This window comes from Enterobacter sp. ENT02 (genome assembly GCF_019219165.1).
GTDB classification, from domain to species: Bacteria; Pseudomonadota; Gammaproteobacteria; order Enterobacterales; family Enterobacteriaceae; genus Enterobacter; species Enterobacter mori.
The window spans coordinates 209,047-222,180 of the sequence record NZ_JAHUWD010000002.1 but is presented as its reverse complement, the minus strand read 5'-3'; the positions used below and the strand labels follow the sequence as shown (position 1 = coordinate 222,180).

Here is a 13,134-nt window from a genome sequence, read left to right as displayed (position 1 = left end):
TATGTTTTGAGGTGCTCCGCAGTTTAGGCACCGTCGGCACCACCCGACAGCCAGGACTTAAAAAGGAGCCTGAATTGCGGAACTGCAGCACATCAAACCAACGGACAGAATGATATCAAATCACCACTGTACATAAAAACAGATAAAATCAGTTTAGGAATTTATAAAGTAATATCACCTAAGCAAATGATTATTCTATAATTACTAATTTCTGATCATTCCGTATTCTCTTTTCTTTGTTGACGATGAATTTACATCGCCTTAAGCCAATATTATGATGATCAGGTTGGTTATGTTTTGATGTGCTCACCCGGCTACCACCGGGCATAAAAAAACCTCGCATTCGCGAGGTTTTTTGTTTTTAGCCGCTTAGTGAGCGTTTACCACTACCCACATTGGCCCCTGGCCGACGGCATAACGCCCTTTCTCTTCCAGCAGCCCCTGCTCGCCTTTGATTTCATACAGCGCGATATGGTGGGATTTCTGCCCCGCCGCAATCAGGTATTTGCCGCTGTGATCGATATTAAACCCGCGCGGCTGGGTTTCCGTTGGCTGGAAGCCCTCAATCGCCAACACGCTGCCATCTTCAGAGACGCTAAAGACGGTAATCAGACTGGAGGTACGATCGCACGCGTACAGATGACGACCATCCGGCGTAATGTGGATATCGGCCGCCCAGCGGGTGTCGGAGAAGTCAGACGGCATCATATCCAGCGTTTGCACGCACTCAATCTGACCGTGTGGATCTTTCAATTCCCACACGTCTACTGAGCTGTTCAGTTCGTTAACCACATACGCATATTGCTGATTCGGGTGGAAGACCATATGGCGCGGACCCGCGCCTTCTACTGTCGTCACTTCGGCAGGGTTTTGTGCCACCAGATGCCCGTCATCGCTCAGGGTAAACAGGCAGATGCGATCCTGCTTCAGGGCAGGCACCCACAGCGTACGGTTGTCCGGGGAGATATTCGCCGAGTGGCAGCCTTCCAGCCCTTCCACCACCTCGACAGTATCCACCGGAATACCCTCCTCAAGACGGGTCACGCTGACGCAGCCCGCATTATAGGAACCGCTGAAGATGAAGCGCCCTTTGCGATCGGTAGAGATATGGGTAGGACTACCCGGCAGCGGTGCTTCGGCGGTGTAGGTCAGTGCGCCATCATCGGGGGAGATACGGTACGCCAGCACGCGGAACTCGGGGCGCACGCCAACATAGAGAAAACGTTTATCCGGGCTGACGACCATTGGCTGTACTTGCCCCGGAACATCAACAACCTGAACCAGCGTGAGCGAACCTTCTGCATTCAAACGCCAGACGTGGATCTGCTGACTTTCAGGACTGGCGGTATAAACGGTTTGTTTCATGAATACTCCTTTCCTCACTGCACGTGAAAGTGATTATTTTTAACGGTGAATGCTGAATTTTAGCCAGGAATTTTGCAGCGATTTACTCTCGGTGTAACATCCCCTGAGACCTAAAATTCAACATTAACCCGGAAGAACAAATGACCTCGCGTGTGATTGCACTGGATTTAGACGGAACATTACTTACCCCTCAGAAAACCCTGCTCCCCTCTTCTCTTGAAGCGCTTAAGCGCGCGCAGGAAGTGGGATATCAACTCCTTATCGTAACGGGTCGACATCACGTTGCCATTCATCCTTTTTATCAGGCACTGACGTTAGATACACCTGCAATTTGTTGTAACGGCACCTATTTGTATGATTATCATGCAAAAAAGGTTTTGGCATCCGATCCGCTGCCGGTTCCTCAGGCGCTGCAATTAATTGATCTGCTGGATGAGCACGCCATTCACGGCCTGATGTACGTGGATAACGCGATGATGTACGAGCGCCCGACCGGCCATGTGGTACGCACCAGCAACTGGGCGCTTTCCCTGCCAGAAGCGCAGCGCCCCGTCTTTACGCAGGTTTCCTCTCTGCGTCAGGCGGCACAGGACGTTGAGGCTATCTGGAAATTCGCCCTGACGGATGAAGACACCACCAAACTGAATGCGTTCGCGAAGCACGTCGAGGAGACGCTGGGTCTGGAGTGCGAATGGTCCTGGCACGATCAGGTGGATATTGCCCGCAAAGGTAACAGCAAAGGCAAACGCCTGACGCAGTTTGTGGAATCTCAGGGCTGGTCGATGCAGGATGTGATCGCCTTTGGCGATAACTACAACGACATCAGCATGCTGGAAGCCGCAGGAACGGGCGTGGCGATGGGCAATGCCGACGACGCGGTCAAAGCGCGCGCTAACGTGGTGATCGGCGATAACACCACCGACAGCATCGCGCAGTACATTTATACCCACCTGCTGTAATCAGGCGGTGATCGAGACGCTCTTGATTTGCGCGTAAAGCCACAGGCCGGGCTTGATGCCTAACTCATCCCTGGCCCACGGGCTGATGCGCGCCCAGAGCGTCCTGCTGCCAACCTCAAGCTTCACTTCCACCTGCCCGTTATCGTCAAAACACTCGGCCACTTTGGCGCGCAGAATATTTCGGATACTGGTTTGCAGCGGCGGCTGCAGCACCAGCGAGACGTCCGACGCCTGGATGCGAATTCTCAGCGCGGACTGTAACGGTTTGTCGATCTTATTGACCCAAAGATGCTGATCGCCCAGCGCCAGCGCAGTCATCGCGTAGTGCGGATGGTGTTCCAGTACGCTCACTTTCAGGATACTGCTCTGCTGCTCTTTCGGGAGCCACGGGTGCATCACGCTGCTGCCCCACACCTCTTCCAGGCTGCCGAAGGTCTTCACGCAGCCCTCCTCCAGCACCAGCACCTTGTCTGCCAGATGCAAAATCTCATCCAGGGAATGGCTCACGTAGAGCATCGGAATATTGATTTCCCGCGCCAGACGTTGCAGATACGGCAGCAGCTCACGCTTGCGCGGGATATCCAGCGAGGCAAGCGGTTCGTCCAGCAGCAGCAGCTCCGGCGCGGTCAAAATGGCACGCCCTATCGCCACGCGCTGCTTCTCACCGCCCGAGAGCGAGGAAGGTAGCCTGTCCAGCAGCGGTTCAATGCCTAACAGAGCCACCAGCTTATCAAACTGCGTAGCCATGCTTTTCGCCATACCGTAGCGCAAGTTGCCGCGCACGCTGTAGTGCGGGAATAGTCGCGCATCCTGAAAAACGTAACCAATGCGGCGTTTGTCCGGAGAGAGGTAGACCTTACTTTCTACGTCATTTAAAACGCGGTTATTCAGGACAATACGCCCGGACTGCGGGCGCGTCAGGCCGCTGATGGCATTAATCAGCGACGTTTTCCCCGCACCGGAAACGCCAAATATGGCGGTAATGCCGCTAGCCGGTAGCGTCTCGTTAAGCGTCAGGGTATGGTTTCCCAGCGTCTGGGTGAAATTGAGTTCAAGCATGCTTATTTCCCCATTCGCTCGCGGCTAAGCCGGGCCAGCCATTCAGATACCAGTAGAGAAGCCAGCGCCAGAACTATCGAGATGATGCACAAACGCGCCGCCGCTCCCTCACCGCCAGGGGTTTGAATCAGGGTATACATTGCGGACGGGATGGTTCGCGTTTCGCCGGGAATGTTCGAGACAAAGGTGATGGTCGCGCCGAACTCGCCGAGCGAACGGGCAAACGCGAGCACCGTTCCGACAATAATTCCCGGCAGCGTGAGCGGAAGCGTGATGGTAAAGAAGACGCGTAAACGCCCGGCTCCCAGCGTGCGTGCCGCCTGTTCGAGCTTCATGTCCACGCCTTCAAGCGCGAGGCGGATAGCCCTCACCATCAGCGGGAATGACATCACCGCCGCCGCCAGCACCGCGCCGCGCCAGCTAAAAGCAAACGTCAGCCCAAACCAGTCGTAGAGCTTCTCGCCGATAAAACCGCGTCGCCCCATCGAGACGAGCAGAAGATAACCGACCACCACGGGTGGTAACACAAGGGGAAGATGAAGAACGCTATCAAGCAGGGCTTTGCCCGGAAACCGGGTGCGAACCAGTAACCAGGCAAAGAAGATCCCAAAGGGCAAACTCAGCGCAACCGCGAGGGAAGAGACTTTAAGGCTCAGCAGCACAGCCTGCCATTCAGGATCGGTCAATATCATCAGTGAGTCGTAAATCCATAACGTTTAAAGATCGCAGACGCGTCTGGCCCCTTCAGATAGTCATAGAAGGCCGTCACGGTCGCATTTTTATGTCCATCAACAATCGCAACAGGATATTCCACTTTCTTGTGCGAGTCTTCCGGGAACGTACCAACCACTTTCACCCCTTTGCTGGCAACGGCATCAGAGCCATAAACGATCCCCAGCGGGGCCTCGTTACGCTCTACCAGCGCCAGCGCGCCGCGAACATCCTCCGCCGGGGCCAGTTTCGGAGACAGGCTTTCCCACGCACCCAGCTTTTGCAGCGCTTCTTTGGCGTAAATCCCGGCAGGCACATGTTCCGGATCGCCCACCGCCAGACGCCCCCCGTTCAACAAGCGGGTCCAGTTGGTCGCCTTGTTGATGGTGAGATCGCCCTGAGCGCTGGCTTTCGGCGCAACGACCACCAGGCTATTCCCCAGCAGCGTTTCGCGGGTTGCTGTATCAATCGATTTTTTCTCAGCCGCGTAGTCCATCCACTTCTGGTCGGCAGAGATGAACAGATCGGCCGGTGCACCCGCTTCTATCTGGCGCGCCAGCGTCGAAGAGGAAGCAAACGACGAGACCACATCAACGTTCTTCTCTTTTTTATACTCAGCGGCGATGTCCTGCATCGCATTGGTCAACGACGCCGCCGCAAAGACCGTAATTTTACCGTCGTCCGCCAGCGCGTGTCCGGTAAGTGAAAGCGTCAGCGTTGCCCCTGCGAAAAGGCGTACCCATGTACGTGCCATTTGTAGCTCCTGTGAGTATCGTTATATACATACCAATATAACGGTATCGTCAGGGAGATCCCAGCGTTAAATGGTACCGATTAATGAGTAAACGGCCTGTTGCTAAGAAAGATATCGGCGATGGAAAGAAATACTTGAGAGCAAAACGCCCGGGTTAACCGGGCGTTTTGGAGGGAATCAATGCTGCTTTTTTGCCTGGTCTCGGTGACCAATGTTCGAAAAGAAGTTGAACACTTCACCCAGGCCGTAGATGGCACCGAGGATGATGGCCATCACTACTGGTACCATGATTACCGCGAATACCAGACTTTTCAACAACTCTAACATGGTTTTCTCCAGTTATTGTGAACGGCTTATTCTACCCTTTCAAGTGAGAAAAACATCCCCTTTTGTGCGGTGCACTTTGCGCCCTGCGCCATTTGGGTCACAATACACTTTTTGCCAGGACACTGTTATGCAGGCCGAAATTCTCCTCACCTTACGACTTCAGCAAAAGCTTTTTGCCGACCCGCGACGTATCGCCCTGCTTAAACAAATAGAACAAACAGGCTCGATTAGCCAGGGTGCCAAAAACGCGGGCATCAGCTACAAAAGCGCCTGGGATGCCATCAATGAGATGAACACCCTGAGCGAGCAAACGCTGGTCGACCGTGCAACAGGCGGCAAAGGCGGCGGTGGAGCCGTCCTGACGCGTTACGGGCAGCGTCTGATCCAGCTCTACGATCTTCTGGCGCAGATCCAGCAAAAAGCCTTCGATGTACTGAGCGATGATGACAACGTCCCGCTGGACAGTCTGCTGGCCGCCATTTCACGTTTTTCACTGCAGACCAGCGCCCGCAATCAGTGGTTTGGCAAGGTCACGGCTCGTGACGACGCTCAGGTGCAGCAGCATATCGACATCCTGCTTGCGGATGGGACTACTCGTCTGAAAGCCGCGATCACCGCGCAGAGCGGGCAGCGCCTTGGTCTGGACGAAGGCAAAGAGGTACTGGTGCTGCTCAAAGCGCCGTGGGTCAGCATTACGCGCAACCCGGAGCAGGCCAGTGGTGCAGATAACCAGCTGCAGGGCACCATCAGCCATATCGAACGCGGCGAAGAACAGTGCGAAGTACTGATGACGCTGTCGGATGGGCAACCTCTCTGCGCGACGCTCCCCGCTGCGGAGGCGAACGGTTTAGAAGAAGGTGCTGTCGTTACCGCATATTTCAACGCTGACCGGGTGATTATCGCCACATTGTGCTGAGTGCATTGACAATCGCGCCGACAGCCAGTATCCCTGACATCTATCGCTGCAAAAAATGGGATACATCATGTCATCATTGCATATTTCGCAAGGCACGTTTCGTCTTAGCGATACCCGAACGCTGACCCTTCCTGATTTAACGCTGCGCGCAGGCGAAAGCTGGGCGTTTGTGGGAACCAACGGCAGCGGCAAATCAGCGCTGGCGCGAGCTCTGGCCGGAGAGCTAACCCAGCTTAAAGGCGAACGCCAGAACACCTTCACCCGCCTGACGCGCCTGTCGTTTGAACAGCTCCAGAAGCTGGTGAGCGATGAGTGGCAGCGCAACAACACCGACCTGCTCAGCCCGGGTGAAGATGATACCGGTCGCACCACAGCAGAAATTATTCAGGACGAGGTCAAAAACCCAGAGCGCTGCCAACAGCTGGCGGAGCAGTTTGGCATTTCCGCCCTGCTGAACCGGCGCTTCAAATACCTTTCCACCGGCGAGACGCGCAAAACGCTGCTGTGCCAGGCATTGATGAGCCAGCCGGAACTGCTGATTCTGGATGAGCCGTTCGACGGGCTGGATGTGCACTCCCGTGCCCAGCTGGCCGCCCTGTTAGGAACGCTTAATCAGGATGGTTACACCATCGTACTGGTGCTTAACCGCTTTGATGAAATTCCGGATTTCGTGCAGAACGCGGGCGTGCTGGCAGACTGCAATCTGGCCGAAACCGGGGAAAAATCCGCATTGCTCAGGCAGGCGCTGATTGCTCAGCTAGCGCACAGCGAAAAACTGGACGGTATCGCGCTTCCGGAGCCCGACGCCCCGGCGGCACGCCACGGGCTCGATCCTCACCAGCCCCTTATCGTTTTGCGCGACGGCGTGGTCTCCTATGATGATCGGCCGATCCTGAACCACCTTAGCTGGACGGTTAATCCCGCCGAACACTGGCAGATCGTCGGCCCTAACGGCGCGGGGAAATCGACGCTGCTGAGCCTGGTAACCGGCGATCACCCGCAGGGCTACAGCAACGATCTGACGCTGTTTGGCCGACGTCGCGGCAGCGGTGAAACCATCTGGGATATCAAAAAGCACATTGGCTACGTCAGCAGCAGCCTGCATCTGGATTACCGCGTCAGTACCACGGTGCGCAACGCGATCCTCTCCGGGTATTTCGACTCCATCGGCATTTATCAGGCGGTGTCGGACAGACAGCACAAGCTGGTTCAGCAGTGGCTGGATATTCTGGGCATGGACAGCCAGGTTGCTGACGCGCCGTTCCATAGCCTGTCGTGGGGACAGCAGCGCCTGGCACTCATTGTTCGCGCGCTGGTAAAACACCCGACGCTGTTGATTCTCGACGAACCGCTTCAGGGGCTGGATCCGCTAAACCGCCAGCTGGTCCGTCGCTTTGTCGATATCCTCATTAGTGAGGGCGAAACGCAATTGCTGTTCGTTTCACACCATGCCGAAGATGCGCCCTCCTGTATCACGCATCGCCTTGAGTTTGTCCCCGACGGCGAGCGCTATCGCTACCTTCTCAGCAAAATCGATTAATCGTGGAGGGCACTGCCCTCCGCTTTTTCAGATAACTTGCATCAATACATCGCTATCCCTTTGATCTAGAATGTCATCAGTCATTGAAAAAGCGAGTGTAAAACTGAGTGTAAACGATTCCACTATTTTATCCCATGTCACACTTTTCGCGTCTCTGTTATGCTATGGTTATTACATACCATAAGCCCAATGGAGCGAATTATGCGAGTTCTGGTAACAGGTGGTAGCGGTTACATAGGAAGTCATACCTGTGTGCAGCTGCTGCAAAATGGTCACGATGTGATCGTCCTCGATAACCTGTGCAATAGTAAGCGCAGCGTGCTGCCGGTGATTGAACGTCTTGGTGGAAAACAGCCGACCTTCGTGGAAGGCGACATCCGCAACGAAGCGCTGATGACCGAGATCCTTCACGACCACGCCATCGAAGCAGTGATCCACTTCGCGGGTCTGAAAGCCGTCGGTGAATCCGTTGCGAAACCACTCGAGTATTACGATAACAACGTCAACGGTACCCTGCGTCTCATTTCCGCCATGCGCGCAGCGAACGTCAAAAACTTTATCTTTAGCTCCTCCGCCACCGTCTACGGCGATCAGCCCAAAATCCCTTACGTTGAAAGCTTCCCGACCGGCACCCCGCAAAGCCCGTACGGCAAAAGCAAGCTGATGGTGGAGCAGATCCTGACCGACCTGCAAAAAGCACAGCCGGAGTGGAGCATCGCGCTACTGCGTTACTTCAACCCGGTCGGCGCGCATCCGTCGGGAGATATGGGTGAAGATCCGCAGGGCATCCCGAATAACCTGATGCCGTACATCGCCCAGGTCGCCGTAGGCCGCCGCGACTCGCTGGCGATTTTTGGCAATGACTACCCTACCGAAGACGGCACCGGCGTGCGTGACTACATCCACGTGATGGATCTGGCAGACGGCCACGTGACGGCGATGCAGCAGCTGGCTGACAAACCGGGCGTGCATATTTACAACCTCGGCGCCGGAGTCGGCAGCAGCGTGCTGGACGTGGTTAACGCCTTCAGCAAAGCCTCCGGTAAGCCGGTGAGCTACCACTTCGCCCCGCGTCGTGATGGCGACCTGCCTGCTTACTGGGCCGATGCCACCAAAGCCGATAAAGAGCTTAACTGGCGTGTTACCCGCACGCTTGATGAAATGGCACAGGATACCTGGCACTGGCAGTCACGCCATCCGCAGGGCTATCCGGACTAAGGATCCGTCATGACGCAATTTAATCCCGTCGATCACCCGCATCGTCGTTTTAACCCGCTAAGCGGGCAATGGATTTTGGTCTCTCCGCATCGCGCCAAGCGCCCCTGGCAGGGGGCGCAGGAGACGCCTGCAAAACAGACGCTGCCACAGCACGACCCGGACTGCTTCCTCTGTCCGGGCAACACGCGCGTCACCGGGGATAAAAACCCGGACTACAAAGGCACCTTCGTGTTCACCAACGATTTTGCCGCCCTGATGACCGACACCCCGGACGCGCCGGAAAGCCACGATTCGCTGATGCGCTGCGAAAGCGCGCGCGGGACCAGCCGCGTGATCTGCTTCTCGCCCGATCACAGCAAAACGCTGCCGGAGCTGAGCGTGGACGCGCTGAAAGAGGTGGTCAGCACCTGGCAGGCGCAAACCGCAGAGCTGGGGCAGAGCTATCCATGGGTGCAGGTGTTTGAAAACAAAGGCGCGGCGATGGGCTGCTCTAACCCGCACCCGCACGGCCAGATCTGGGCGAACAGCTTCCTGCCCAACGAAGCCGAGCGTGAAGACCGTCTGCAGAAAGCGTATTACGCGGAAAACGGTTCCCCGATGCTGGTGGATTACACGCAGCGCGAGCTGGCCGACGGTAGCCGCACCGTGGTGGAAACCGAACACTGGCTGGCCGTCGTCCCTTACTGGGCCGCCTGGCCGTTTGAAACGCTGCTGCTGCCGAAAGCGCACGTGAAGCGCATTACCGATCTCAGCGAGGCGCAGCGTGACGACCTTGCCCTGGCGCTGAAAAAGCTGACCAGCCGTTACGACAACCTCTTCCAGTGCTCCTTCCCGTACTCCATGGGCTGGCACGGCGCCCCGTTTAACGGCGAAGAGAATCAACACTGGCAGCTCCACGCCCATTTCTATCCGCCGCTGCTGCGCTCTGCGACGGTGCGTAAATTTATGGTGGGCTATGAAATGCTGGCGGAAACCCAGCGTGACCTGACGGCGGAACAGGCGGCAGAACGTCTGTGTGCCGTTAGCGACGTCCATTATCGCGAATCAGGAGTCTAAAAAATGAGTCTGAAAGATAAAACACAATCCCTGTTTGCTGAGAAATTTGGCTACCCTGCCACCCACGTTATCCAGGCGCCTGGCCGCGTTAACCTGATCGGTGAACACACCGACTATAACGACGGTTTCGTGCTGCCGTGCGCCATCGATTACCAGACCGTCATCAGCTGCGCGAAGCGCGACGACCGTAAAGTCCGCGTGATTGCGGCAGATTACGGTAATGAGACGGACGAATTTTCCCTCGATGCCCCGATTGTGACGCACGACAGCCAGCAGTGGTCTAATTACGTGCGCGGCGTGGTGAAGCATCTGCAGAAGCGTAACAAAAACGTTGGCGGTGCGGATTTAGTGATCAGCGGCAACGTGCCGCAGGGTGCGGGCTTAAGCTCCTCTGCGTCTTTGGAAGTCGCCGTGGGAACCGTGTTCCAGCAGCTTTATCATCTGCCGCTGGATGGCGCGCAAATCGCCCTGAACGGTCAGGAAGCGGAAAACCAGTTCGTGGGCTGTAACTGCGGCATCATGGACCAGCTGATCTCCGCGCTGGGCAAAAAAGAACACGCTCTGCTGATCGACTGCCGTTCGCTTGGCACCAAAGCCGTTCCCCTGCCAAAAGGCGCGGCCGTGGTAATTATCAACAGCAACTTCAAACGCACGCTGGTGGGCAGCGAGTACAACACCCGCCGCGAACAGTGCGAAACCGGCGCCCGCTTCTTCCAGCAGCCTGCCCTGCGCGACGTCACGCTCAATGAATTTAACAAAGTGGCGCATGAGCTGGATCCGATTGTCGCCAAACGCGTTCGTCACGTGCTGACGGAAAATGCCCGTACCGTTGAAGCCGCGTCCGCACTGGCGAAAGGCGATCTGAAACGCATGGGTGAGCTGATGGCGGAATCTCACGCCTCCATGCGCGATGATTTTGAAATCACCGTTCCGCAGATCGACACCCTGGTGGACATCGTCAAAGCCACCATTGGCGACAAAGGCGGCGTGCGCATGACGGGCGGCGGTTTTGGCGGCTGCATCGTTGCGCTGGTGCCTGAAGAGCTGGTCCCTGCCGTACAGGACGCCGTGGCGAAGCAGTACGAAGCAAAAACGGGTATCAAAGAAACCTTCTATGTTTGTAAAGCATCACAAGGAGCCGGACAGTGCTAAACGAAACACCTACCCTTGCACCGGATGGTCTGCCGTATCGCCTGTTAACCCTGCGCAACAGCGCGGGGATGGTCGTTACGCTGATGGACTGGGGTGCCACCCTGCTTTCTGCCCGCGTACCGATGCCGGACGGCAGCGTACGCGAGACTCTGCTCGGCTGCGCCTCGCCTGAGCAGTATATTAATCAGTCCGCCTATCTGGGCGCGTCCGTTGGGCGCTATGCTAACCGTATCGCGAAGAGCCGTTTTGAACTCGACGGCGTGCAGTACACCCTGCTGCCAAGCCAGGGTGAGAACCAGCTGCACGGCGGACCGGACGGGTTTGATAAACGCCGCTGGAAGATTGTTCGTCAAAACGACGGGGAAGTGCTGCTCTCGCTGGATTCACCTGATGGCGATCAGGGCTTCCCGGGGAACCTTATCGCTTCTGCGCGCTTTACGCTGACCGACGACAACCGTATCGCCATTGAATACCGTGCGACGATCGACAAGCCATGTCCGGTCAACCTGACTAACCATGCGTACTTCAACCTGGACGGTAACCAGTGCGACGTGCGTAACCACAGGCTACAGATCCTGGCGGATGAATATCTGCCGGTTGATGAGATGGGTATTCCTTATCAGGGGCTGAAAGAGGTGAGCGGGACCAGCTTTGACTTCCGCAGCGTGAAAACTATCGCCCAGGATTTCCTGAGCGATGACGATCAGTGCAAGGTGAAAGGTTACGACCACGCTTTCCTGCTGCAGGCCAAAGGTGATGTGAAACAACCTGCCGCACAGGTCTGGTCTGCGGATGAGAAACTGCAGATGACGGTCTATACCACCGCCCCTGCCCTGCAGTTCTATTCAGGCAACTACCTCGGCGGCACGACGGCGCGCGAGCACGAGGAGTACAGCGACTGGCAAGGGCTGGCGCTGGAAAGCGAGTTTCTGCCCGACAGCCCGAATCATCCGGAATGGCCGCAGCCGGACAGCGTGCTGCGCCCCGGCGAAGAGTACGTTAGCGTCACAGAGTATCATTTCACTCCGCGCGCTTAATGCCCGGCGGCGCTACGCTTGCACGGGCCTACGGGTAGGCCGGATAAGCGAAGCACCATTCGGCAAAAAATGTCAGCCCTCACAGCGAGGGCTTTTTTCTGCTCGTCTTGCTGAAAATACCGCCGATCGCAGACAAAATCATAACCCTGGATTCACAAGCATCTTACACTCAGAGACTATTTTCGCTATGGTTAGGGTTAAGCGTTGCTGCTGGCACGTCCACGGCAATATAATGAGAATTGTTATCATTCAATAAAGCTTATGAGGAGTACGATATGGCTGTAACTAAGCTGGTTCTGGTGCGCCACGGCGAAAGCCAGTGGAACAACGAAAACCGCTTCACCGGTTGGTACGACGTTGATCTGTCTGAGAAAGGCGTAAGCGAAGCCAAAGCGGCAGGTAAACTGCTGAAGGATGAAGGCTTCACCTTTGATTTTGCTTACACCTCTGTGCTGAAACGTGCCATCCACACCCTGTGGAACGTGCTGGACGAACTGGATCAGGCCTGGCTGCCGGTTGAGAAATCCTGGAAACTGAACGAGCGTCACTACGGTGCGCTGCAGGGTCTGAACAAAGCGGAAACCGCTGAGAAATATGGCGACGAGCAGGTTAAACAGTGGCGTCGCGGCTTCGCGGTAACCCCGCCTGAGCTGACCAAAGATGACGAGCGCTACCCGGGTCACGACCCACGTTACGCTAAACTGACCGACGCAGAACTGCCACAAACTGAAAGCCTGGCGCTAACCATCGACCGCGTTGTGCCTTACTGGAATGAAACCATTCTGCCACGCCTGAAAAGCGGTGAGCGCGTGATCATCGCCGCTCACGGTAACTCCCTGCGTGCGCTGGTGAAATACCTGGACAACATGGGTGAAGACGAAATCCTCGAGCTGAACATCCCAACCGGCGTACCGCTGGTGTATGAGTTCGACGAAAACTTCAAACCAATCAAACATTACTATCTGGGTAACGCGGACGAGATCGCAGCGAAAGCAGCGGCTGTCGCGAACCAGGGTAAAGCGAAGTAATTTTCGCAAGGC

13 protein-coding genes are annotated in these 13,134 nt (G+C 56.1%); 8 read left to right on the top strand and 5 right to left on the bottom strand.

Annotation, left to right across the window (positions count from 1 at the left end; genetic code table 11):
* Nucleotides 1-369: 369 nt before the first annotated feature.
* Nucleotides 370-1,365 carry a 6-phosphogluconolactonase gene (pgl, locus tag KW829_RS07005; RefSeq protein ID WP_100165258.1) on the bottom strand — a complete coding sequence of 332 codons (996 nt, stop codon included), beginning with the start codon at nt 1,363-1,365 and terminating at the stop codon, nt 370-372.
* A 140-nt stretch (nt 1,366-1,505) separates the two neighbouring features.
* Between pgl and KW829_RS07000 the strand changes: the two genes are divergently transcribed.
* Nucleotides 1,506-2,324: a pyridoxal phosphatase gene (locus KW829_RS07000; protein ID WP_218307897.1), complete on the top strand. Its 819-nt coding sequence runs from the start codon at nt 1,506-1,508 to the stop codon at nt 2,322-2,324.
* On the opposite strand, the gene modC is transcribed toward KW829_RS07000, so the two are convergent.
* The 4 genes from modC to KW829_RS06980 all read right to left on the bottom strand — a co-directional run bounded on the left by modC (nt 2,325) and on the right by KW829_RS06980 (nt 5,175).
* Entirely contained in the window at nt 2,325-3,383 is a 1,059-nt protein-coding gene (modC, locus tag KW829_RS06995) for a molybdenum ABC transporter ATP-binding protein ModC (protein WP_218307896.1), read from the bottom strand. It abuts the gene before it with no gap.
* A gap of 2 nt (nt 3,384-3,385) precedes the next feature.
* Nucleotides 3,386-4,075, bottom strand: coding sequence for a molybdate ABC transporter permease subunit (modB, locus tag KW829_RS06990; RefSeq protein ID WP_010428783.1), 690 nt, complete (start codon nt 4,073-4,075; stop codon nt 3,386-3,388).
* Nucleotides 4,075-4,848, bottom strand: coding sequence for a molybdate ABC transporter substrate-binding protein (gene modA / locus KW829_RS06985; RefSeq protein WP_218307895.1), 774 nt, complete (start codon nt 4,846-4,848; stop codon nt 4,075-4,077). Before modA ends, modB begins: the two co-directional genes overlap by 1 nt.
* Nucleotides 4,849-5,025: 177 nt before the next feature.
* Complete coding sequence (locus KW829_RS06980) at nt 5,026-5,175, bottom strand: AcrZ family multidrug efflux pump-associated protein (RefSeq protein ID WP_218307894.1); 150 nt, start codon at nt 5,173-5,175, stop codon at nt 5,026-5,028.
* 127 nt (nt 5,176-5,302) lie between these two features.
* On the opposite strand from KW829_RS06980, the gene modE reads away from it, so the two are divergent.
* The 7 genes from modE (at nt 5,303) to gpmA (ending at nt 13,122) form a co-directional block, all read left to right on the top strand.
* A complete protein-coding gene (modE, locus tag KW829_RS06975; RefSeq protein ID WP_218307893.1) occupies nt 5,303-6,091 on the top strand; it encodes a molybdenum-dependent transcriptional regulator in 789 nt (262 codons plus the stop codon).
* A 67-nt stretch (nt 6,092-6,158) separates the two neighbouring features.
* Nucleotides 6,159-7,631 (top strand): molybdate ABC transporter ATP-binding protein ModF, encoded by a 1,473-nt coding sequence (gene modF / locus KW829_RS06970; protein ID WP_218307892.1) that lies wholly within the window; start codon nt 6,159-6,161, stop codon nt 7,629-7,631.
* A 201-nt stretch (nt 7,632-7,832) separates the two neighbouring features.
* Complete coding sequence (gene galE, locus KW829_RS06965; RefSeq protein ID WP_218307891.1) at nt 7,833-8,849, top strand: UDP-glucose 4-epimerase GalE; 1,017 nt, start codon at nt 7,833-7,835, stop codon at nt 8,847-8,849.
* A gap of 9 nt (nt 8,850-8,858) precedes the next feature.
* Complete coding sequence (gene galT, locus KW829_RS06960; protein WP_218307890.1) at nt 8,859-9,905, top strand: galactose-1-phosphate uridylyltransferase; 1,047 nt, start codon at nt 8,859-8,861, stop codon at nt 9,903-9,905.
* 3 nt (nt 9,906-9,908) lie between these two features.
* Nucleotides 9,909-11,057: a galactokinase gene (gene galK / locus KW829_RS06955; RefSeq protein ID WP_089598928.1), complete on the top strand. Its 1,149-nt coding sequence runs from the start codon at nt 9,909-9,911 to the stop codon at nt 11,055-11,057.
* Entirely contained in the window at nt 11,051-12,094 is a 1,044-nt protein-coding gene (gene galM, locus KW829_RS06950) for a galactose-1-epimerase (protein ID WP_218307889.1), read from the top strand. Before galK ends, galM begins: the two co-directional genes overlap by 7 nt.
* A 275-nt stretch (nt 12,095-12,369) precedes the next feature.
* Nucleotides 12,370-13,122 carry a 2,3-diphosphoglycerate-dependent phosphoglycerate mutase gene (gpmA, locus tag KW829_RS06945; protein ID WP_089598926.1) on the top strand — a complete coding sequence of 251 codons (753 nt, stop codon included), beginning with the start codon at nt 12,370-12,372 and terminating at the stop codon, nt 13,120-13,122.
* Nucleotides 13,123-13,134: the final 12 nt, after the last annotated feature.

Bases quoted from the DNA above. Each gene is read 5' to 3' on its own strand.
- pgl (WP_100165258.1), bottom strand. From the start codon at position 1,365: ATGAAACAAACCGTTTATACCGCCAGTCCTGAAAGTCAGCAGATCCAC.
- KW829_RS07000 (WP_218307897.1), top strand. From the start codon at position 1,506: ATGACCTCGCGTGTGATTGCACTGGATTTAGACGGAACATTACTTACC.
- modC (WP_218307896.1), bottom strand. From the start codon at position 3,383: ATGCTTGAACTCAATTTCACCCAGACGCTGGGAAACCATACCCTGACG.
- modB (WP_010428783.1), bottom strand. From the start codon at position 4,075: ATGATATTGACCGATCCTGAATGGCAGGCTGTGCTGCTGAGCCTTAAA.
- modA (WP_218307895.1), bottom strand. From the start codon at position 4,848: ATGGCACGTACATGGGTACGCCTTTTCGCAGGGGCAACGCTGACGCTT.
- KW829_RS06980 (WP_218307894.1), bottom strand. From the start codon at position 5,175: ATGTTAGAGTTGTTGAAAAGTCTGGTATTCGCGGTAATCATGGTACCA.
- modE (WP_218307893.1), top strand. From the start codon at position 5,303: ATGCAGGCCGAAATTCTCCTCACCTTACGACTTCAGCAAAAGCTTTTT.
- modF (WP_218307892.1), top strand. From the start codon at position 6,159: ATGTCATCATTGCATATTTCGCAAGGCACGTTTCGTCTTAGCGATACC.
- galE (WP_218307891.1), top strand. From the start codon at position 7,833: ATGCGAGTTCTGGTAACAGGTGGTAGCGGTTACATAGGAAGTCATACC.
- galT (WP_218307890.1), top strand. From the start codon at position 8,859: ATGACGCAATTTAATCCCGTCGATCACCCGCATCGTCGTTTTAACCCG.
- galK (WP_089598928.1), top strand. From the start codon at position 9,909: ATGAGTCTGAAAGATAAAACACAATCCCTGTTTGCTGAGAAATTTGGC.
- gpmA (WP_089598926.1), top strand. From the start codon at position 12,370: ATGGCTGTAACTAAGCTGGTTCTGGTGCGCCACGGCGAAAGCCAGTGG.